22 protein-coding genes and 2 pseudogenes are annotated in these 20,093 nt (G+C 60.8%); 21 read left to right on the top strand and 3 right to left on the bottom strand.

What is annotated here, in order from left to right:
* Positions 1–102 precede the first annotated feature (102 nt).
* Complete coding sequence (locus tag G3T16_RS02840; RefSeq protein ID WP_163493740.1) at positions 103–369, top strand: FAD assembly factor SdhE; 267 nt, start codon at positions 103–105, stop codon at positions 367–369.
* Positions 320–754, top strand: coding sequence for a protein YgfX (locus tag G3T16_RS02835; protein ID WP_163493739.1), 435 nt, complete (start codon positions 320–322; stop codon positions 752–754). Before G3T16_RS02840 ends, G3T16_RS02835 begins: the two co-directional genes overlap by 50 nt.
* Here G3T16_RS02835 and nadB read toward each other — a convergent pair.
* Complete coding sequence (nadB, locus tag G3T16_RS02830; protein ID WP_163493738.1) at positions 710–2,329, bottom strand: L-aspartate oxidase; 1,620 nt, start codon at positions 2,327–2,329, stop codon at positions 710–712. The genes G3T16_RS02835 and nadB overlap by 45 nt on opposite strands.
* Positions 2,330–2,611: 282 nt before the next feature.
* Between nadB and rpoE the strand changes: the two genes are divergently transcribed.
* Both rpoE and G3T16_RS22955 read left to right on the top strand, forming a co-directional pair.
* Positions 2,612–3,196: an RNA polymerase sigma factor RpoE gene (rpoE, locus tag G3T16_RS02825; RefSeq protein WP_163493737.1), complete on the top strand. Its 585-nt coding sequence runs from the start codon at positions 2,612–2,614 to the stop codon at positions 3,194–3,196.
* 72 nt (positions 3,197–3,268) lie between these two features.
* Positions 3,269–3,433 (top strand): annotated as a pseudogene (locus G3T16_RS22955) (RseA family anti-sigma factor); the annotation flags it as partial.
* Here G3T16_RS22955 and G3T16_RS21590 read toward each other — a convergent pair.
* The gene (locus G3T16_RS21590) at positions 3,371–3,592 is read right to left on the bottom strand and encodes a hypothetical protein (RefSeq protein ID WP_232059243.1); all 222 of its coding nucleotides are present in this window, start codon (positions 3,590–3,592) and stop codon (positions 3,371–3,373) included. The pseudogene G3T16_RS22955 and the gene G3T16_RS21590 sit on opposite strands and share 63 nt — an antisense overlap.
* Before the next feature lie 101 nt (positions 3,593–3,693).
* Here G3T16_RS21590 and G3T16_RS21585 point away from each other — a divergent pair, with 101 nt between their 5' ends.
* From G3T16_RS21585 to G3T16_RS02740, 17 genes and pseudogenes are all read left to right on the top strand, one after another.
* Positions 3,694–3,873, top strand: a complete 180-nt coding sequence (locus tag G3T16_RS21585; RefSeq protein ID WP_232059242.1) for a hypothetical protein — start codon at positions 3,694–3,696, stop codon at positions 3,871–3,873.
* Positions 3,870–4,313, top strand: coding sequence for a sigma-E factor regulatory protein RseB domain-containing protein (locus tag G3T16_RS02815; RefSeq protein ID WP_163493736.1), 444 nt, complete (start codon positions 3,870–3,872; stop codon positions 4,311–4,313). Before G3T16_RS21585 ends, G3T16_RS02815 begins: the two co-directional genes overlap by 4 nt.
* Entirely contained in the window at positions 4,244–4,849 is a 606-nt protein-coding gene (locus G3T16_RS22340; protein ID WP_197911861.1) for a MucB/RseB C-terminal domain-containing protein, read from the top strand. Before G3T16_RS02815 ends, G3T16_RS22340 begins: the two co-directional genes overlap by 70 nt.
* Positions 4,842–5,321 (top strand): SoxR reducing system RseC family protein, encoded by a 480-nt coding sequence (locus G3T16_RS02805; protein ID WP_163493734.1) that lies wholly within the window; start codon positions 4,842–4,844, stop codon positions 5,319–5,321. Before G3T16_RS22340 ends, G3T16_RS02805 begins: the two co-directional genes overlap by 8 nt.
* A 47-nt stretch (positions 5,322–5,368) precedes the next feature.
* Positions 5,369–6,772 carry a DegQ family serine endoprotease gene (locus G3T16_RS02800; RefSeq protein ID WP_163493733.1) on the top strand — a complete coding sequence of 468 codons (1,404 nt, stop codon included), beginning with the start codon at positions 5,369–5,371 and terminating at the stop codon, positions 6,770–6,772.
* A gap of 160 nt (positions 6,773–6,932) precedes the next feature.
* Positions 6,933–8,732 (top strand): translation elongation factor 4, encoded by a 1,800-nt coding sequence (gene lepA, locus G3T16_RS02795; RefSeq protein WP_163493732.1) that lies wholly within the window; start codon positions 6,933–6,935, stop codon positions 8,730–8,732.
* Between the two features lie 14 nt (positions 8,733–8,746).
* A pseudogene (lepB, locus tag G3T16_RS02790) lies at positions 8,747–9,585 on the top strand (signal peptidase I).
* A gap of 25 nt (positions 9,586–9,610) precedes the next feature.
* Positions 9,611–9,997 (top strand): DUF4845 domain-containing protein, encoded by a 387-nt coding sequence (locus G3T16_RS02785; protein ID WP_163493731.1) that lies wholly within the window; start codon positions 9,611–9,613, stop codon positions 9,995–9,997.
* Positions 9,998–10,003: 6 nt separating this feature from the next.
* Positions 10,004–10,678, top strand: coding sequence for a ribonuclease III (gene rnc / locus G3T16_RS02780; RefSeq protein WP_163493730.1), 675 nt, complete (start codon positions 10,004–10,006; stop codon positions 10,676–10,678).
* Positions 10,671–11,576 carry a GTPase Era gene (gene era / locus G3T16_RS02775; RefSeq protein WP_163493729.1) on the top strand — a complete coding sequence of 302 codons (906 nt, stop codon included), beginning with the start codon at positions 10,671–10,673 and terminating at the stop codon, positions 11,574–11,576. The genes rnc and era overlap by 8 nt, the downstream gene beginning before the upstream one ends.
* Before the next feature lie 18 nt (positions 11,577–11,594).
* Positions 11,595–12,323, top strand: coding sequence for a DNA repair protein RecO (recO, locus tag G3T16_RS02770; protein ID WP_163493728.1), 729 nt, complete (start codon positions 11,595–11,597; stop codon positions 12,321–12,323).
* Positions 12,320–12,529 carry a holo-ACP synthase gene (gene acpS / locus G3T16_RS21575; protein WP_232059241.1) on the top strand — a complete coding sequence of 70 codons (210 nt, stop codon included), beginning with the start codon at positions 12,320–12,322 and terminating at the stop codon, positions 12,527–12,529. Before recO ends, acpS begins: the two co-directional genes overlap by 4 nt.
* 226 nt (positions 12,530–12,755) lie before the next feature.
* Positions 12,756–13,652 (top strand): cysteine synthase CysM, encoded by an 897-nt coding sequence (gene cysM / locus G3T16_RS02760; protein WP_163493727.1) that lies wholly within the window; start codon positions 12,756–12,758, stop codon positions 13,650–13,652.
* Positions 13,653–13,669: 17 nt separating this feature from the next.
* On the top strand, positions 13,670–15,901 hold the full coding sequence (relA, locus tag G3T16_RS02755; protein ID WP_163493726.1) for a GTP diphosphokinase: 2,232 nt from the start codon (positions 13,670–13,672) through the stop codon (positions 15,899–15,901).
* A 311-nt stretch (positions 15,902–16,212) separates the two neighbouring features.
* Positions 16,213–17,025 carry a nucleoside triphosphate pyrophosphohydrolase gene (gene mazG / locus G3T16_RS02750; protein ID WP_163493725.1) on the top strand — a complete coding sequence of 271 codons (813 nt, stop codon included), beginning with the start codon at positions 16,213–16,215 and terminating at the stop codon, positions 17,023–17,025.
* 183 nt (positions 17,026–17,208) lie between these two features.
* The gene (gene adk / locus G3T16_RS02745; protein WP_163493724.1) at positions 17,209–17,856 is read left to right on the top strand and encodes an adenylate kinase; all 648 of its coding nucleotides are present in this window, start codon (positions 17,209–17,211) and stop codon (positions 17,854–17,856) included.
* Between the two features lie 203 nt (positions 17,857–18,059).
* Entirely contained in the window at positions 18,060–19,040 is a 981-nt protein-coding gene (locus tag G3T16_RS02740; RefSeq protein ID WP_163493723.1) for a hypothetical protein, read from the top strand.
* A gap of 413 nt (positions 19,041–19,453) precedes the next feature.
* On the opposite strand, the gene mobA is transcribed toward G3T16_RS02740, so the two are convergent.
* Complete coding sequence (gene mobA / locus G3T16_RS02735) at positions 19,454–20,032, bottom strand: molybdenum cofactor guanylyltransferase MobA (RefSeq protein ID WP_163493722.1); 579 nt, start codon at positions 20,030–20,032, stop codon at positions 19,454–19,456.
* Between the last annotated feature and the right edge of the window lie 61 nt (positions 20,033–20,093).

Below are 20,093 nucleotides of genomic sequence, written 5' to 3'. Positions count from 1 at the left end.
AAACGTCGGCAACCGGTGTCATCGCGGGCGTGAATTTCCCGCGGATGCGGTGCGTCGGTATAATAGCGCTTTTTGATGTTCCAGCGCTGTCCGGGAGACTGCATGATACAGGACGAGGAAATCAACCGCATGCGCTGGGCCAGCCGGCGCGGCATGCTGGAGCTGGATCTGGTGCTGGAGCCTTTCGTGGCCCATTGCTACCCGTCGCTGGCGCCGGTCGACCGGGAGCGTTACAAGCGGCTGATGGCCTGTGAGGATCAGGACCTGTTTGCCTGGTTTCTGCATCGCAACACCCCTGCAGATGAGGAGCTGGCCGAGATTGTCCGGAAAATACTCGAATTCACCCACGCTCGCCCTGAGCTGCAGTGACCGTCCCTGGGGACGACTGCTGGGGCTGGGTTACGGTGCGTTGGTGCTGATGGCGCTGTACCAGTTGCAGTTGCGCGGGCATGGGCTGCTGGCAGCCGGCCTGCTGCTGCCGGCGCTGTGGTGTCTGGGCTGTATCTGGCGAGGCGGCGGTTCCGCTGGTCTGCGCCTGCTCTGCGGCGCCCGGTACTGGTGGCTGCGCGATGCTTGCGCGAGCGCGCCGCGGCCCGTGTTGCCGGATCAGGGCAGTATCTGTCTCCCCTGGCTGCTGTGCATTGCCCTGCGCGACCAGGAGACGGGCGCGCGGCGGCGGCTGTGGCTGTGGGCCGACAGCTGCGAGCCTTCAGCCTGGCGCGAGCTGCGGCGGCGGCTGACCCTGCAGGGCTGAATTGTCCGGCACCAGTATGGTGTCCTCGGCCACGGCCAGTGTAGCGGGGTAATCCAGGGTATAGTGCAGACCGCGGCTCTCCTTGCGGGCCTGGGCGCAGCGAATGATCAACTGGGCTACCATCGCCAGGTTGCGCAGTTCCAGCAGGTCGTTGCTGACCTTGTAATTGCTGTAGTACTCGGCGATCTCCGCCTGCAGCAGCAGCACCCTGTGTTCGGCACGGGCGAGACGCTTGTTGGTCCGCACGATGCCGACATAGTCCCACATGAAGCGGCGCAGCTCGTCCCAGTTGTGCGAGATCACCACATCTTCATCGGAATCGGTTACCAGGCTTTCATCCCAGCCCGGGGCGGGACTGGGTTGCGGGGCGTCGGCAATACTCCGAACGATGTCCGCTGCCGCCGACTGCGCATACACGATGCACTCCAGCAGGGAATTGCTGGCCATGCGGTTGGCGCCATGCAGGCCGGTAGAGGAGCTCTCGCCGATCGCGTAGAGACCGGCGAGATCAGTGCGGCCGGTGGTATCGACGATGATCCCGCCACAGGTATAGTGGGCGGCCGGCACTACCGGGATGGGTTCGGCTGCAATGTCGATGCCCAGCTCCAGGCAGCGGGCGCTGACGGTGGGGAAGTGCTCCTGTAGAAATTCCCGCGATTTGTGGGAAATATCCAGAAATACACAGTCGATACCCAGGCGTTTCATTTCGTGATCGATGGCTCTGGCCACGATATCCCGGGGCGCCAGTTCCGCGCGCGGGTCGAATCGCTGCATGAAGCGGCTGCCGTCGGGCAGGCGCAATACACCACCCTCGCCGCGAATGGCCTCGGTGATCAGGAAGGATTTGGCCTTGGGGTGATAAAGGCAGGTGGGGTGAAACTGGTTGAACTCCAGATTGGCTACCCGGCAGCCGGCCCGCCAGGCAATGGCGATGCCATCGCCAGTGGCGCCGTCGGGGTTGCTGGTATAGAGATAGACCTTGCTGGCACCGCCGGTCGCCAAAACCACGGCGCGGGCCTGGAACAGGTCCACCGCATCGCTGCGCCGATCCAGCACATAGGCCCCTTCGCAGCGGCCCTCATGTATGACGGCGTCCACGGCTACCCGCTGCGGAAAAATCTCGATGTTGTCCGCTTCCAGCACCCGCCGGGTCAGTACCTCTGAAATCGCCTGACCGGTGCGATCAGCCGAGTGGATGATCCGGCGGTGGCTGTGCCCTCCCTCCATGGTGAGGTGGAAGTCCTGTGTCTGGTCCGGCAACAGATCGAAGTTCACGCCCTGGGCAACCAGCCACTCGACACAGCTGCGGCTGCTGGAGACGGTGAATTCCACTGCTTCCCGGCGACACAGGCCGGCCCCTGCGGCCAGCGTGTCGGCGACGTGGGAATCGACCGTGTCGCTGGAGTCCAGTACCGCCGCCACGCCGCCCTGGGCCCAGTAGGTCGAGCCTTCATTGAGGTCGCCCTTTGACAACAGTGCGACGCGCAGCTGTGCGGGCAGCCGCAGCGCCAGCGAAAGGCCTGCGGCGCCACTGCCGATGATGAGCACGTCGTGCTTGAATTGTCGACTTGACATGAGGTTGACGCTTGCCGCCTCTGTGGCTGAAATATATTATGCGGCTCAATAACTTAGGTACTGGTCCTCATTCTGGTACAGTACTCCCTCCGCCTGGCTCGCGAGTATACGAGGTGGCGCTGAATAAGGAAATCCGGGATTGTGGAACTTTTGTGGCTCTAACGCCTCCTACAAACGGCGTCGTGCCCGTTATTGCCACCGGGCTGTTCTCCGGTGCGCTGTGGTGGCTGCCGGTTTCGAAGCAGGGATCGCAAGGTCGTGGGCCAGGGAAGGAGTGAGTACATGACCGCTGCGCCTACCGACAAGCAACTTGTTGCCAGGGTGCAAAAAGGCGATTCGCGGGCATTTGACGTGTTGGTGCTGAAGTACCAGCACAAGATATTTGGTTTGATCAGTCGCTATGTCAACGACCCGGACGAGGTACAGGATGTTGCCCAGGAAGCGTTCATCAAGGCCTATCGGGCGCTGCCCAAGTTTCGTGGTGAAAGTGCCTTCTATACCTGGTTGTACCGAATTGCCATCAACACGGCCAAGAACTACCTGGTCTCCCGCTCCCGGCGTCCGCCGGGCTCGGATGTCGAGATCGGTGATGCCGAGTATTTTGAGGGCGGCGGCGCCCTGCGTGAAATCGAAACTCCGGAGACAGCCTTGTTCGGCGCCGAGCTCAAGGTGGTGGTTGAACGCGCCATCCGGGAATTGCCCGACGATTTGCGTACCGCGGTAACTTTACGTGAATTTGATGGTCTGAGTTATGAGGATATCGCCGAGATCATGGATTGTCCTGTGGGCACGGTGCGCTCCCGCATCTTCCGTGCCCGGGAGTCGATAGACAAGCAGGTGAGGGAGCAGATGGATGGTGAGATGTAACACCTACATGGGTATTTACGGCCACAGGCCGGGCCAGCAACCATTCGTGCGCCAGCACGGAGGATATGAGTAATGACTGAAAGACAGCGCGAATCCTTGTCTGCCTTGATGGACGATGAAGCCAACGAACTGGAACTTGAACGTCTACTGGGCCAGCTGCAGGAGGACGACGAATTACGCCGTACCTGGATCCGCTACAATGCTGCGCGCGCGGCTGTCGCGGGCGATCAGCTCGGGTCGCTGCAGCTGGATATTTCCACGCGGGTTAGCGCCGCGATTGCCGCTGAACTCGCTGCGGCGACAGCTGCCGGCAGCCGCTGGCAGCGGTTGCTGCGGCCTGCAGCCAGCTTTGCGGTGGCGGCTTCGGTCACTGCGGCGGTCGTGTTTGGCGGCCAACAGTTGTATCCGGCCGGTGACGGCGACAGTGAGCCCGGCGGTCCGGCAATGGCCAGCGGCGTGTCACCCGTAGGGCTGATCAACAGCCTGGGGGCAGTCCCATGCGTGCCAGCTATGGCACCCAGGCTGTGCCCCAGCTGCAGCCCGCCTCGCGCACCGCCTACCGTGAACTGGCGCGACAACGCATGCATGAATACATGCAGGAGCACGCGGAACATGCGGCGCTCAACTCCCCCCAGGGGCTTATTCCCTTCGCCCGCGTTCCGCATATCGAAGAATGACAGGGTCTGTGATTACCGTGGCGAGAGTTGGCCGTACTGCTGCGCTTGTCACCTTGTTGATCTCGACACTTCTGCCAGCGTCCATCTCCCGCTCCGCTACCTGTTCCGATACCGATGCCGAAGCCTTGTCATGGCTGGAAAAAATGTCCCGCAGTCACCAGCAGGTGTCCTACCACGGCGTGGTTACGCTCCAGCGCGGTGAAGACATGCAGGTGGTGCAGGTGGCCCATCTGGTCGATGCCGGCCACAGTTCCGAACGCATGACCCGCCTCACCGGGCAGGGCGTGCAAGTGACCCGGGTCGGGCACCCGCTCGACTGCGTGCATCCGGGCCAGAATCTGCTGCTGGGACAACAATTGAAGGCGGGTGATTGCGGGCTGGCCGGCTATTATCGCTTTCAGCTGGAGGAGGGGAGCGCATTGCCGGGCGGCAGGCGGTAAAGCTGCTGGCCCAGCCCCGGGACATGTACCGTTACGGCTATATCATCGAACTCGACCGGGAAACCGGGCTGTTGCTGCGAACCAGCACGCTGGGCGGTGGTGATACCGTGCTGGAACGGTTCCAGTTTGCCGACCTCACCTATGGCGAGCCGGTTTCGGCGGGTCTGGATATCGATGTCGTGCACCCGGCTCTGCACCCGCACCCGGTGTCTCCCCTTGTACGTGCCCGCCCGGTGGGCATGCCCTGGTCCGTCGGCTGGGTCCCCCGTGGCTTTACCCTGACAGACGGTGCCGGACTGGAAAATGCCCGTCGCACCTATACGGATGGTCTCGCGGTATTTTCGGTCTTTCTGGAACCCCTGGGGCGGGCGATCCAGTCCGGCGAAGGAGTGGCGCGGGTCGGCAGCACCCTGTCCTATACCCGCGGCATGCAGCTGGCGAAACAACCAGTGCTGGTGACGGTGATCGGTGAAGTGCCGATCAATACCGCGCGCATGGTGGCTGACTCGGTGCGGGTGGCACAGACGGATGATTAGCGAGACCGGACGGGTGGTCGCGATCGAGCGGGATGCACTCTGGGTGGAGACCATCCGCAGCAGTACCTGCGGCAGTTGCGCGGCGCGCAAGGGTTGTGGACACGGGCTGTTGAATCGTATTCGCGATGGCCAGCGCGGCCTGGTGCGGGTGCTGCCGGGCGAATACAGCCCTGCCAGTTGCCGCGTCAACGATCAGGTGCGCATTGGCATACCGGAGGAGGTTATCCTGCGCGGTTCGCTGGTGGTGTACATGACCCCCCTGCTCGCAATGCTGGCGGCGGCCGCGCTGGGTGCCAGCGTGTGGCCGTCGGCCGCTGACGCGGCGGCGATGGCGGGTGCCGTGACGGGCTTGCTGGCAGGGTTGTTGGCGGTGCGTCTGCACGCCTGCTACCATCGGCGGGATCCAGGCCTGCAGCCAGTGCTTGTCGGCCTCATGTCCAGCGACGCCATGGAGCGTGCAACGCCACCCTGATGGGGCGGCGCTTTCTTTTTTTCAACAGCAATATGTGGACTCAACGCATGACAGTAATGAGACGTTTGCCAATTCTGTTTTTCTTCTGGTTGATCGCGGCGGTGCCTGCGCTGGCTGCACAGCAGGTGTTGCCGGAATTCAGCGAGATCGTGCGGGACAACTCACCCGCGGTGGTGAAGATTATTGTCCAGCACCAGGCTGGGCGCGGTGGTCAGCTGCCGCCGGGTGCAGAGGAAATTCCCGAGTACCTGCGGCGCTTCTTCGAGTATCGGGGAGAGCCACCCCAGCAGCGGCAGCGGATGTCCATGGGCTCAGGTTTCATCATTTCCAGTGACGGCTATATCGTCACCAACAATCATGTCGTTGACGGCGCCGACAACGTGCTGGTGCGGATGAGTGACCGCCGGGAATACGACGCTGAAGTAGTGGGCACCGATCCGCGGTCCGATCTGGCGTTGCTGCGTATTGGGGCCAGCGATCTGCCTGCCTTGACGCTGGATACCGAGGATCGGCTCGAGGTGGGGTCCTGGGTACTGGCAATTGGTTCCCCGTTTGGCCTGGACTACTCGGCGACCGCCGGCATTGTCAGTGCGATGGGACGCAGCCTGCCGACCGAGCAGGGCGAGAACTATGTACCGTTTATCCAGACCGATGTCGCCATCAACCCCGGCAACTCCGGTGGCCCCCTGTTCAACCTGGACGGTAATGTCGTGGGCGTGAATTCGCAGATATTCACCCGCTCGGGCGGCTCCATCGGCCTGTCCTTTGCAATTCCATCTGCCGTGGTCCGCAATGTGGTCGCCCAGCTGAAAGACAAGGGCCGGGTGACCCGGGGCTGGTTGGGCGTGACCATACAGGACGTGGACAAAACCCTGGCGGAATCCTTTGGGCTGAAGCGCCCGCAGGGCGCACTGGTATCGCAGCTCGCCGCTGATGGCCCGGCCGAGAAGGCGGGACTCAAGCCCGGTGATGTGATCCTGCGCTTCGACGGCAAGGACATTCCCAGCTCCGCGGACCTGCCCCACGTTGTCGGGCTTATCGAACCCGGCACCACAGTGTCGGTTGAGGTGGTACGCGACCGCAAGCACAAGAACGTGAAGGTCAAGGTCGGCGGTCTGGACGCTGACGACAGTTTCGCTCTCAGCAGCGATACCGGCGGCCGCGATACTGGCAACCGGCTGGGGCTGGTGGTGGAGAACGCCAGCCCCGAAGCGCTGGAGCGTTTCGGCATCAGCGGTGGCGTCGTGGTGCGCCAGGTCAACCCCGATTCGGTGGCGGCCGAAGCCGGTGTCGTGGCGGGCGATGTGATCACTCTGATCGGCTCCACCCCGATCAAGGACGTGGCGGCCTTTGAGCGTGCGGTGGGCAAATTATCCGCTGGCGACTCCGTCCCGCTGCGTCTGATACGCCGGGGAGCACCCCTGTTCATCGGGCTCAAGCTGCGCGATTAGCCGGTAGCGGCACGGCTGCGCAGGCCGCGCGTCCGGCCCGGCGGTGGCTGTGCCGGACTGAGCCGGCCGGCATGGCGGTGAGAGTGTCATTGGGGTACAATCGCGCGTCTTTTGGTCCCATGGGGGCCAGCGTCCTGTTATCCCAACCGAGCTATTTTGAGTGAGTGACCTCCGCCACATTCGCAACTTTTCGATTATTGCGCATATTGATCATGGCAAATCGACGCTCGCCGACCGGTTTATCCAGCACTGTGGCGGCCTCTCGGCACGGGAGATGAACGAACAGGTGCTCGATTCGATGGATATCGAGCGCGAGCGCGGCATCACCATCAAGGCCCAGAGTGTCACGCTGGACTATACCGCCCGCGATGGCCAGGTCTATCAGCTGAACTTCATCGATACACCGGGCCACGTCGATTTCTCCTATGAGGTGTCCCGCTCGCTGTCGGCCTGTGAAGGGGCCCTGCTGGTAGTGGACGCAGGTCAGGGTGTCGAGGCCCAGTCGGTCGCCAATTGCTACACGGCGATAGAGCAGGGGCTGGAAGTCCTGCCCATCCTCAACAAGATGGACCTGCCGCAGGCAGACCCGGACAAGGTGCGCAGAGAAATCGAGGAGATCATCGGTATCGATGCCTCGGAAGCCTGCCTGGTCAGCGCCAAGTCGGGCCTGGGGGTGGAGGATGTGCTGGAGTACCTGGTCGCCAGGATTCCCCCTCCCGAAGGTGACCGCGAGGCCCCGCTGCAGGCGCTGATCATCGATTCCTGGTTCGACAACTACCTGGGTGTGGTATCGCTGGTGCGGGTCAAGCAGGGGGTGCTGCGCAAACGCGAGAAAATGCTGGTCAAGTCCACCGGCAAGAGCCACCAGATCGACAGTGTCGGTATCTTCACGCCCAAGCGGCTGGAAACCGGCGAGTTGCGGGCCGGCGAAGTGGGATTTGTGGTGGCCGGCATCAAGGATATCCACGGCGCGCCGGTGGGTGACACGCTGGTCAATGCCCAGTCCCCGGACGTGCCGTCGCTGCCCGGCTTCAAGAAGGTCAAGCCCCAGGTCTATGCCGGCATTTTCACCATTTCCTCAGATGACTATGAAGATTTTCGCGATGCGCTGGCCAAGCTGACGCTGAACGACGCCTCGCTGTTCTACGAACCGGAGAGTTCCGACGCGCTGGGCTTTGGTTTCCGCTGCGGCTTTCTGGGCATGCTGCACATGGAGATCATCCAGGAACGCCTGGAACGCGAATACGATCTCGACCTGATCACCACTGCACCCACTGTGATCTACGAGGTACTGAAAAAGAACGGTGAGGTCGTGCAGGTCGACAATCCCTCGTCCCTGCCCGACGTCAGTGAAATTGACGAGATGCGCGAGCCGATCGCACGCTGCAATATCCTGGTGCCCCAGGCCTACCTCGGCAACGTCATTACCCTGTGTACCGACAAGCGCGGGGTACAGAAGGACATGTTGTTTCTCGGTTCGCAGGTCTCGGTAATCTATGATATTCCGCTGGCGGAGGTGGTGCTGGACTTTTTTGACCGTCTCAAGTCCGTCAGTCGCGGCTATGCGTCACTGGATTATGCCTTTGACCGTTTTGAGCGCGCCAGTTTGTCCCGGCTGGATGTGCTGATAAATGGCGACCGCGTCGACGCGTTGGCGCTTATTGTGCACCAGGAGCAGGTGCAGTACCGCGGCCGGGCGCTGACTGAAAAGATGAAAGAGCTGATTCCCCGACAGATGTTTGATGTCGCCATCCAGGCCGCGGTCGGCGGCAAGGTGGTGGCGCGCCAGACCGTGAAGGCCCTGCGCAAGAATGTGACCGCCAAATGCTACGGTGGTGATGCCAGCCGCAAACGCAAGTTGCTGGAAAAACAGAAAGCGGGCAAGAAGCGGATGAAAATGGTGGGTAGTGTTGAAATTCCGCAATCGGCATTTCTCGCTGTACTCAAGGTAGATGGGTAGATGGGTAGCCGATTATGACGATTGATTTTCCCCTGATACTGGTGGTGCTGGTATTTGGCAGTGGTTTGATCTGGCTGATCGACGCAGTTCTCTTCGCTCCCCGCCGGCGCCAGGCCGCAGCGGCCCTGCAATTGGAGTATCCCGACTGGACCGAGGACGGCAGCGCCGATGCCCGGCGCTACCAGGCCAAGCTGGCCGAGACGGCCTCTGAGCCGGCGCTGGTGGAATACTCGCGTTCTTTCTTTCCGGTGTTGTTCGTGGTGTTCGTGCTGCGTTCATTTCTGGTGGAGCCGTTCCAGATTCCTTCTTCCTCCATGGTGCCGACGCTGGAGGTGGGCGACTATATTCTGGTCAACAAATTCACCTACGGCCTGCGCCTGCCGGTGATACGCACCAAGGTGCTTGATATCAACGAGCCTCGCAGAGGAGATGTAATGGTATTCTTCCCCCGCACATGAACGACACCTACTACATAAAGCGCGTGATCGGGCTGCCGGGCGACAAGGTGAGCTACCGTGGCAAGCGGTTGTTTGTCAACGACGAGCCGGTGCCGGCGGAACAACTGGCCGTGGTGCCCGGCACCGACTCACGAGTCGAGATTGCCCTGGAAACACTGGCTGGGGAAAGTCACCTGACGCAGGTGGACCAGTTGCGCCCCGCGCGGGATTTCACCGTGGTGGTTAAGCCGGGGCACTATTTCATGATGGGCGACAACCGGGACAACAGCAGCGACAGCCGGGTCTGGGGTCAGGTGCCGGAACGGGATATAGTAGGGCGGGCCTTCGCCATCTGGATGCATTGGGATTCCCTGTTCAGCATTCCCAGCTTCAGTCGTGTCGGTGCCATCAAATGAGTATGAACCGTTCGGGATCAGGGTTATGAAAATGCGCTCGCAGCAGTCCGGCTTGTCAATTCCCAGTATTCTGGTTATCGCCATAATGGTGGGATTCTTCGTCATGTGTGCCATTCGCATGGCACCCAGCTATTTCGAGTATCTCACCGTCAAAGAAGTGATAACCAAGGTTGCCCAAGAGCATGATCCTGCGGTGGAATCCATCCCCGACATCAGGCGCAAGATTGCCAACCTGTTCAACACCAACCAGATTTATGGTCTCAAACCCAGTGAAGTGGAAGTGTTCCGCAGGGATGGCAAAACCTACATTGATGCCAATTATGAAGCCCGCATTCCCGTCGCGGGACCGGTGGATGCAGTCATAAGGTTTGACGACCTGCAGCTGGAAGCTGGCACTGCCGAGGGTTCCTGACCCGGCATGGAAAAGCGGCAACGCCTGCAGCGCATCCTGGGCTACGATTTCAGTGATCCCGGCCTGTTGACGCTCGCCTTGACCCATCGCAGTGCCTCTGGCCGGAATAACGAACGGCTGGAGTTTCTCGGTGATTCCATAGTCAATCATGTGGTGGCGGAAGCACTGTATGCACACTTCCCGCAGGCACGCGAAGGAGAGTTGAGCCGGATGCGGGCGGCGCTGGTAAAGGGCGATACCCTGGCGGAGATTGCCGCTGAACTCGGCCTGGGTGAATTTATCGCGCTGGGTACTGGCGAGCGCAAGAGCGGGGGGCACCGGCGTCAATCGATCCTGGCCGACGCGCTGGAAGCTGTGGCGGGGGCCATTCTGCTGGACAGCGACGTCAATCAGTGCCGGGCCTGTCTGTTGCGCTGGTTCGACAGCCGCCTGCAGGGGATGGCAAGCATCGCGGAAAAGGACGCGAAGACCCGTTTGCAGGAATACCTGCAGGGCGTTGGCAGGCCGCTGCCGCAGTACGAACTGCTGGCGGTCGAAGGCGCCGATCATCGTCAGCGCTTCCGTGTTGCCTGTCGACTCGCCGACCCCGCAGCGGTAATAGAGGGGGTGGGCAGCAGCCGGCGCAGGGCTGAACAGGTGGCTGCCGCAGCGGCCCTGGAGGAGCTGGAAAATCATGGCTGATCTGGCACCCACTACGCGCTGTGGTTATGTCGCGATTGTCGGTCGGCCCAATGTGGGGAAGTCGACCCTCCTCAATCATGTGCTGGGCCAGAAAATCAGCATTACCTCACGCAAACCGCAGACAACACGCCACCAGGTGCTGGGCATCAAGACAGAAGCGGACCATCAGATCATTTTCGTTGATACTCCGGGCCTGCACAGGGCCGAACCGAGGGCGATCAACCGCTTCATGAACCGGGCTGCCCAAAGTGCCATCCGCGACGTCGACGTCATCGTCATGGTGATAGATCGCACCGCCTGGACCGACGAGGACGAGATGGTTCTGCAACGGGTGTTGCAGGCAGCGGTGCCGACCGTGCTGGTGGTCAACAAAGTGGATCTGCTGGAAGACAAGACCGTGCTGCTGCCGAAGTTACAGCAGTTGGCAGAGCGGGCACCGTTGGCGACCATTATTCCGCTGTCGGCGCTGCGGGGCCAGAATCTCGACGCGCTGGAACAGGAAATCCTGCGGCACCTGCCTGTTGCGACTCATTTTTTTCCCGAAGACCAGATCACCGATCGCAGCCAGCGATTCCTGGCAGCGGAAATCGTGCGCGAGAAAATCATGCGCCAACTGGGAGAAGAGCTGCCATACGCTGTTACCGTGGAAATCGAGGAGTTCGTCCAGCAGGAGGGCATCCTCAATATCTCGGCGCTGATCCTGGTGGAGCGGCAGGGCCAGAAGCGGATTCTTATCGGCGAGGGAGGCTCCCGCCTGCGCTCCATCGGCAGCGATGCAAGACGTGATATGGAGCAGTTGTTCGAGAGCAAGATCATGTTGCGGCTGTGGGTGAAAGTAAAATCCGGTTGGTCGGATGACGAGCGCGCCCTGCGCAGCCTCGGTTATGACGATCGCTGAGGCGCGGGCCCGACGAGGATGCGTGTCAACCTGCAACCCGCCTGGCTGCTTCACAGTCGCCCCTACCGCGACGACAGTCTGCTGCTGGAGTTGTTTACCGCCGAACACGGCCGTCTGGGTGTGGTCGGCAAGGGCACACAGCGCCGCAGCCGCGGCGGCAACAACGCTGCACTGTTGCAACCCTTTCGTCCGTTGTTGGTCAGCTTCGGTGGGCGTGCCGAATTGAAGCAGCTCAATGCGGTGGAGGCGGCCGAGGGCGGTTGTCACCTGGCTGCAGAGCGACTGTTCAGTGGTCTGTATCTGAACGAATTGCTGGTGCGGCTGTTGCAGCGGCAGGACCCGCAGCCCAGGCTGTTTGCCCGGTATGGTGAAACGCTGACAAATCTGGCCGCTGCAGAGGATGTCGAGCTCAGCCTGCGGCGCTTCGAGTTCAGCCTGCTGGAAGCATTGGGCTACCATTTTGATCCCGCTGCGGATGGTCACAACGGTGCCCCCGTCGTTGCCAATGGCTGGTACCGCTACCAGCCGGAGTCTGGCCTGGTCGCCTGTCAGCCAGATTCCGCGGCGCCGGCGGGCCTGTTTGCCGGTAGCGATCTGCTGGCGATTGCCGCGGGTCAGTACGGCGGCACTCAAGCTGGCGCCTGCAAACGCCTGCTGCGGCAGGCACTGGCCAGTCACCTGGGCGAGCGCCCACTGCACAGTCGCGAGTTGTTCCGCCAGTTTCGCAATCGAAGGCCAGCCCGATGATTGCACTGGGCACGGACATCCTCGAGCTGGTGCGGATTGAAGCGGTGCTGGAGCGGCTGGGAGAACGGTTTGTCCGCCGTATCCTGACCCCGGCCGAGCGCGAGGAGTATCACCGCAGTACCGAGCCCCGGCGGCTGCTGGCAAAGCGATTTGCCGCCAAGGAGGCCGTGGCCAAGACCCTGGGTACTGGCATCGGCCGGGGGTAAGCTGGCAGGATATAGAGATCCGGCACGATCCACTGGGCGCCCCCCTGGTCCATCTGACGGGTGGCGCATTGCAGGTGGCGCACCGTCGCGGGGGCAGCCGGGTGCTGGTGACCATTGCCGATGAACAGGCCTATGTGGTGGCCTTCGCGGCGTTGCTCTGACGCCGGGCATGCGGGCGCAATTGAAAATCGATATACTGCCCCGCTTGGCGCGTAGTGGTGAAAATATGTCCGAGTATCCAACGATCGAATCCTGCATCGGCAATACCCCGCTGGTACGGCTGCAGCGGGTGCCGGGAAACACCGGCAATACAGTGCTCGCCAAGCTCGAGGGTGACAATCCCGCCGGTTCAGTCAAAGACCGGCCGGCACTGAGCATGATCGCGGAGGCGGAGAGACGGGGCGATATCCGACCGGGCGATACCCTGATCGAGGCCACCAGCGGCAATACCGGCATCGCGCTGGCCATGGCGGCCGCTGTGCGTGGTTACCGGTTGATCCTGATCATGCCTTCTCACATGAGTGCCGAGCGCAAGCAGGCCATGTCGGCCTACGGCGCCGAGCTGGTGGAGGTCAGCCAGGAGCAGGGCATGGAGGGCGCGCGGGACCTGGCCCTGCAAATGCAGGCCGACGGCAAGGGGCGGGTGCTGGATCAGTTTGGCAATCCCGACAATCCGCTGGCCCACTACCGTGGCACAGGGCCTGAAATCTGGCGGCAGACGGGAGGTGGTATCACTCATTTTGTGAGTTCCATGGGTACCACGGGCACCATCATGGGTTGCTCCGCCTATCTGAAGGAGCAGAATCCCGGCGTCCAGATCATCGGTCTGCAGCCGCTCGAAGGCTCCAGCATTCCCGGTATCCGGCGCTGGCCGCAGGCCTATCTGCCCGCTATCTTCGACGCCGCCAGGGTAGACCGGGTGATGGATATTTCCCAGCAGGAGTCAGAGACGATGATGCGGCGGCTGGCCCGGGAAGAGGGCATTTTCTGTGGCGTGTCTTCCGGTGGCGCAGTGGCGGCGGCACTGCAATTGTCCGAGGAGGTCAGCGAAGCGGTTATTGTTGCCATCGTCTGTGATCGTGGTGACCGCTATTTGTCGACCGGCGTTTTTGCCACGCCCTGAGGGAGCCACGACACGCTATGGTGCGAGTGCGCGAGCAGTCCCATTTGTCGGCCAACGGCGAGATCAACCTGGATCGCTGGCTGGCCCAGCTGCCGGTGATACACAGCGAGGAAGAGCAGGCAGTGCTGCTGGAGGCCTGCTGCCTGGCACGTGAAGCCGGCACTGTCAGTGGTCGCGACCTGCCCGATTGGGCCCGGGAGTCCGACTGCTTTGTTACTGGTCTCGACATAGCCCAGATTCTTGCGGAATTGCATGTCGACACCCAGTGCCTTGTTGCTGGCGTGTTGTATCGGGCGGTGCGTGAAGAACGATTGACGCTCGAGATGGTCGGTGAGCGTTTCGGCCCCGGTGTACCCCATCTGATAGGTGGGGTGTTGCGGATGGCTGCCATCAGCGATCTGCGCACCCAGACCGATTCGCCGGTATTGGGGCAGGCGCATGGCCAGAAAGACAATATCCGCAAGATGCTGGTCGCCCTGGTAGACGATGTGCGGGTGGCTCTGATCAAGCTGGCGGAACGCACCTGTGCAATCCGCGCAGTCAAGAATGATCAGGAGCGGCGTTGGCCGATTGCGCGCGAAGTATTCGATGTCTATGCGCCACTGGCACATCGACTGGGCATCGGCCACCTAAAGTGGGAACTGGAAGACCTGTCGTTCCGCTATATCTACAGTGATGCCTACCGCAAGATTGCCCGCTTGCTGGACGGCAAGCGGCTGGAGCGCGACCGCTTTATTGCGCGGGTCACCGAAGAGCTGACCGGTGTGCTGGAGCAGGCGGGTCTGCAGTTCAACATCAGCGGCCGGGCCAAGCACATCTACAGTATCTGGCGCAAAATGCAGCGCAAGGGGATCGGCTTTTCCCAGGTCTATGACATCCGCGCGGTACGCATCCTGGTGCCGGAGATCAAGGATTGCTATGCCACCCTCGGACTGGTGCACGGTCTGTGGCGCAATATCCCCAATGAGTTTGATGATTATATAGCGAACCCCAAGGAGAACGGCTATCGCTCCTTGCACACCGCGGTCATAGGCCCTGAAGGCAAGATCCTGGAAGTGCAGATACGCACCAGCCAGATGCATGAAGAGGCAGAACTGGGGGTGTGTGCACACTGGCGCTACAAGGGCTCGGATTCCGAAGGGGGCCTGGCGAGCAGTTACGAGGAGAAGATCTCATGGCTGCGCCAGGTGCTGGACTGGCACGAGGAAACCGGGGACAGCGGGGAGGTGGCAGAGCAGTTCAGTTTTGATCTGACCCAGGATCGTGTCTATGTATTCACCCCCCAGGGCGATGTGATCAATCTCATCCAGGGCGCGACGCCGCTGGACTTTGCCTATCACGTTCACACCGAAATCGGGCACCGCTGTCGCGGAGCCAAGGTCAACGGTGCCATCGTGCCGTTGACCTATACATTGAAAACCGGCGAACGCGTGGAAATCCTCACCAGCAAGCAGGGGACGCCAAAGCGTGACTGGCTGCAGACGGGGCTGGGCTTTCTGCGCACATCCAGGGCCAGGGCCAAGGTACAGCACTGGTTCAAGGCCCAGGCCAGGGAGGACAATGTGGATGCCGGAAGGCATCTGCTGGAACGGGAGTTCCGGCGACTGGCGCTGACCAGCGTTGACTATCGGCGCGTGGCGAGCAAGGTACACATGCCCACCGTCGATGACATGTACGCGGCGGTCGGTGCTGGCGACCTGTCTTCGGGTACGGTACTGAATGCGGCCCAGGGTCTGGTGGTACGCAGGGCTGAGCCCCAGTTGCCTGTCGCCCGGCCAGGCCACGGACCCGTATCCCGCCGCCAGATCAAGGTGCAGGGCGTGGGAAATCTGCTGACGCATATGGCCGGTTGTTGCAAGCCCCTGCCGGGCGATGCCATTGTCGGGTTCATTACCCAGGGACGAGGCGTCAGTATTCACCGCAGCGATTGCGGCCGGTTGATGAACCTGCAGCAAACCAGCGCTGAGCGAATCATTGAAGTTGAATGGGGCGAGTCGCCGCGGGAAAACTACGAAGTGGATGTGGCGATCGAAGCCTATGATCGTCAGGGTCTGCTGCGCGATATTACCGGCCTGTTTGCGAATGCACGTATCAACGTTCTGGCCATCAATACCTCGACCAACAAAAAAAAACACACTGCGACCATGCGCCTCACGGTGGAAGTGCCGGACCTCGGTGCCCTGTCGAAGCTGCTGGAACGTATCGACCGTCTCAGCAATGTCGTTTCCGTTGCACGTGTCACGGCCTGACAGGTTGTCGAGAAACAGCCTGTGCCGAAGGGCATTTACTTGAGGTCTGCTTCGGTGTGAGGGCGCTACTGCCGGAGAGTACTTTCGAGACCGTTTGCCGCATGGATGCCCAAAGCACTCGCTGCGCTCGCGGGGCAGGCCCTGCGGCAACCGAGCCCCCATGGATGGGTTTAGAGCCTGCCCCATGAGCGTAGCGAGTGCTTTGGGCACGGCGTGTCTCGAAAGTACTCTCCGGCGGTAGTGACCGGATTACAGGCACCCAACCGTTAATAAGTGCCATTCCAGCCTGTGCCATACTTAGGAGTAGCTCAATGTCCCGAGCCCAATACACTGTTGCCGACCTGCTGCAGGTAATGCAGCGCTTGCGCGATCCGGAGCGCGGTTGTCCCTGGGACCTGAAACAGGATTTCAGGTCCATCGTACCCTCAACACTGGAAGAGTGTTATGAACTGGCGGCGGCCATCGAGCATGGGGATTATCCACATGTGGCCGAGGAACTGGGCGACGTACTGTTCCAGGTTGTTTTTTATGCCCGCCTCGGCGAAGAGCAGGGGCTGTTTTCCTTTGCTTCTGTCGTGGACACGCTGGTGGACAAACTGCTGCGCCGGCATCCCCATGTGTTTGCGGATGGCAGGATTGACGGGGTTGTCGACCAGCGGGTGGATGTGGCCGAGGTGAAGCGCTCCTGGGAAGCGATCAAGCAGTCGGAACGCAGGTCCAGGGCACAGGGCGGGGTGTTGGACGACATCCCCATTGCACTGCCGGCGCTGCCCCGGGCCCAGAAGTTGCAGAAGCGGGCGGCTCTGGTGGGTTTCGACTGGCAGGAGGCCGGCGCCGTCCTGGTCAAGATCGATGAGGAAATTGATGAATTGCGGGCGGCTGTGGAGACGGGCTCAGACGCCGAAATTGCCGCAGAAATGGGTGATGTACTGTTCACCTGCGTCAATCTCAGCCGTCATCTGGGCCTGGATGCGGAAGCGGTATTGCGGCAGGCATCGAGCAGGTTCGAGTCCCGCTTTCGTCACATGGAAACAGCCTCCGCCGCGGCGGGACAACCCGATCTTGCGCAATTGACGGTGCTGGAACTCGAACAGCTTTGGCTCGAAGCCAAGAAAAGATCCTGACCGGATAGACTGTCCAGTGACGGGAGAGGGGCTTCGGGGCGGCCTTATCGGAGACTTTGGTGGGGGTTGTGCAATGTTCGCGCCATGTGTATGGTTACTGCCCTTCGTTTGTCCGGTTTGTTTTGTTTTCTGCGAGTGCGACCGGTAGCTGCCGGCTTTTTCTACATCGAGGATTCACCCCAAATGCGATTGATACTCTTGGGCGCTCCGGGCGCCGGTAAAGGTACCCAGGCCCAGTTCATCAGGGAGAAGTTTTCGATACCGCAAATATCGACGGGCGATATGTTGCGCGCTGCGGTCAAGGCGGGCTCGGAGCTTGGCGTAGCGGCGAAAACCGTAATGGATGCAGGCGGGTTGGTATCCGACGATATTATCATCGGCCTGGTCAAGGAACGAATAAAGCAGCCCGACTGCCGCAATGGTTTCCTGTTTGATGGATTTCCCCGAACGATTCCGCAGGCCGAAGCAATGGTTGAGGCCGGCGTGGATATTGACCATGTTGTGGAAATTGCAGTGGACGAAGAAGAAATCGTGTCCCGTTTGAGCGGCCGTCGCGTTCATCCTGCCTCAGGTAGAGTCTATCATGTCACACATAATCCTCCCCGGCGGGAAGGTCTGGACGACGAAACGGGTGAGCCGCTGGTGCAGCGCGATGACGACAAAGAAGAGACTGTGCGCAAACGTTTACAGGTTTATCAGCAACAAACCCGGCCCCTGGTGGAATTTTATCGCAGCATGTCAGGCCCCCGGGCGCCGGCTTGTCACCGGGTTGAGGGCGTTGGCAGCGTCGATGATATTCGCGGGAAAGTCATGGCAGTACTGGAGCAATAACACTGTATTTATAGCGTATTTCTCGGTCCGATAATAAATGTCAGGAGTTTGCGCCGGGTTTGTTGCAGTGGCCGAGGACTGAATTTCTCTATTTTTCAATGCACTAGCAGTTTCGCTTGGCGAATTTCCATGTTGTAAGGTGGCGAAATTGTTGTTATTTTTGCAGTTGCGTTACCCGAAAACAAAATCTGGAGATCGTTGATATGGCTACTGCCAAGGGCAAGGCGAAAACGAAAACAGCCGCGCGTAAAAAAACGCCGGTAAAGAAGGCGCCGCGCAAGCAGGCGGTCAATAAGTCCAAAGCGACACAACCGGTAGTGTCTGCAGCAGAGAAAAGAACCCGGGAATCTCTGAAAAAACTGCAGGCAAGCATAGCAGCTGAAAAGAAAGCACTTGCAGAAGCACGCGCCAAGGTAAAGGCGGCACGGGCTCGAGCAGACGAGCGGTCGAAGAAGGCTGCTGCCAATGCGGCAAGCCGGGCAAAGACCCGTCTCGAAGCTGCGCAGGCTAAGGCACAAGTCAACCGGCAACGGCTGAAGGAACTGGTGGCGGATGCCCAGCTGAAAGCAAAGCAGTTTGCTGCCCGTGCCCGTATCGAGGCAAAAAAAGCGGAATTGGCTGCCAAGGCTGAAGCGGACAAGGCCAAAGTACTGGCGAGATATGCCAAGAAGTGGAGCAAGACGCGCAGCAGGGCGGATTCTGCAAAAGTGTCTGCATTGGAGAAAAAGGTTAACGCACAGTTGAAGTCTGCAGAGAAAAAAGCAGCCATCAAGGCGAAGGCTGCGGAGAAAAAAGCGGCCATCAAAGCGAAGGCTGTGGAGAAAAAAGCAGCCATCAAAGCAAAGGCTGCGACCCGCAAAGCCAAGGCCGGCAGCAAGGCCAAGGCCAAAACGACAGCCAGGCGGTCAACGGCAGCGACGGCAACACCGGCCAGGGCCTCCACTGCCCGCAAGACCAAAGCAGCACCGAAGAAAGCCAAAGCGGCACCGAAAAAAGCCAAGGCAGCACCGAAGAAAGCCAAGGCAGCACCGAAAAAAGCCAAGGCAGCACCGAAAAAAGCCAGGACGACCGCAACGAAGCGAAAAGCCAAAGCGGCTCCCAGGCGCAAGACAGCTCCCAGGACCAAAGTGGCTCCCAAGAACAAGGCAGCAACTTCCGCAGCAGCAACCCCCAGCGGATCCTGACAACAGCTGGTGAAACCTAAACCCGCAGTGGCTTTCCACTGCGGGTTTTTTGTTTGCATGAGTTCTTTCTTCCGGATGGCTCGGGTGACCGCTGCGTTGCCAGGTGGAATGCGTGTCCGGTGCGTTTCGTGCCTCAACGCACCCTATGCGTCGGCCGCGAGCTTCGCCATCAGCCCCGGTGCGTTTCGTGCCTCAACGCACCCTATGCATTGGCCGCGAGCTTCGCCATCAGCATAGGGTGCGCTGACGCAGGAAGCGCACCATGACCCCTGACCAGGAACCGCACCATTACCCCTGACGCAGAAACCGCGCCACCGTCCACCCTGCGTTGCTACGGTCGGCAGGCCGCCACCGGGAGCAAAGAATCACCCCGGTAAAAATCCATCAACAAAAGCACTGGCCAGCATCCGGACTCATTCCGTATTGTCCCCAAGATTCAGATTGGCAAAGGCATCTGGACAGTCACTGAAATCGGCTGCAATCGTCGCCAGTTGTGCATACCAGCCCCGTACCGATCGCTGGCCTGACTGCAGGTATTGGGGCAGGGACGTGAGACAGTCGCCGCGTAATACCGCGTGCAGATAGTGGGCCCGCCGGGCATCGTGGGCGTAGCTCACTGCCAGGTCCGGCCGACTTTCCAGCGCGGCCACCAGCCGTGCCGCCAGATCCTCCGGTACCAGCGGAGTATCGCAGGGGCAGACGAGCAGATAGTCTTCCCTGGCCACGAACGGCGCCAGCGACAGTATGCCGGCAAGCGGACCCCGGGACTCTTGTTCGGGGAAATCCGTGACAGTTCTGTCGGCGTAACGGTCGTAACTATGTCGGTTGCGATTGCAGCTGATGGTCAATGTTGTGACCTGTGGTCGCAGCCGCTCTGCTACCCATTGCACCAGGGGTTTGCCACGCCATACCAGCAGACCCTTGTCGCGGCCCTGTACTCGCCTACCAGCTCCACCTGCCAGCAGCAGTCCCTGCGGTTTTTCTGTCGTCATCATCAGTCCGGTAAAATGTCAGCAGCGCGGTTCTTGGCAGCCCTGCGTTGTGGGATAATTG

The sequence above is a fragment of the Kineobactrum salinum genome (assembly GCF_010669285.1).
In the GTDB taxonomy this organism is placed as follows: Bacteria; Pseudomonadota; Gammaproteobacteria; order Pseudomonadales; family Halieaceae; genus Kineobactrum; species Kineobactrum salinum.
Note: the sequence above shows the minus strand (reverse complement) of the source record. Positions and strands in the feature narration are given on the sequence as shown.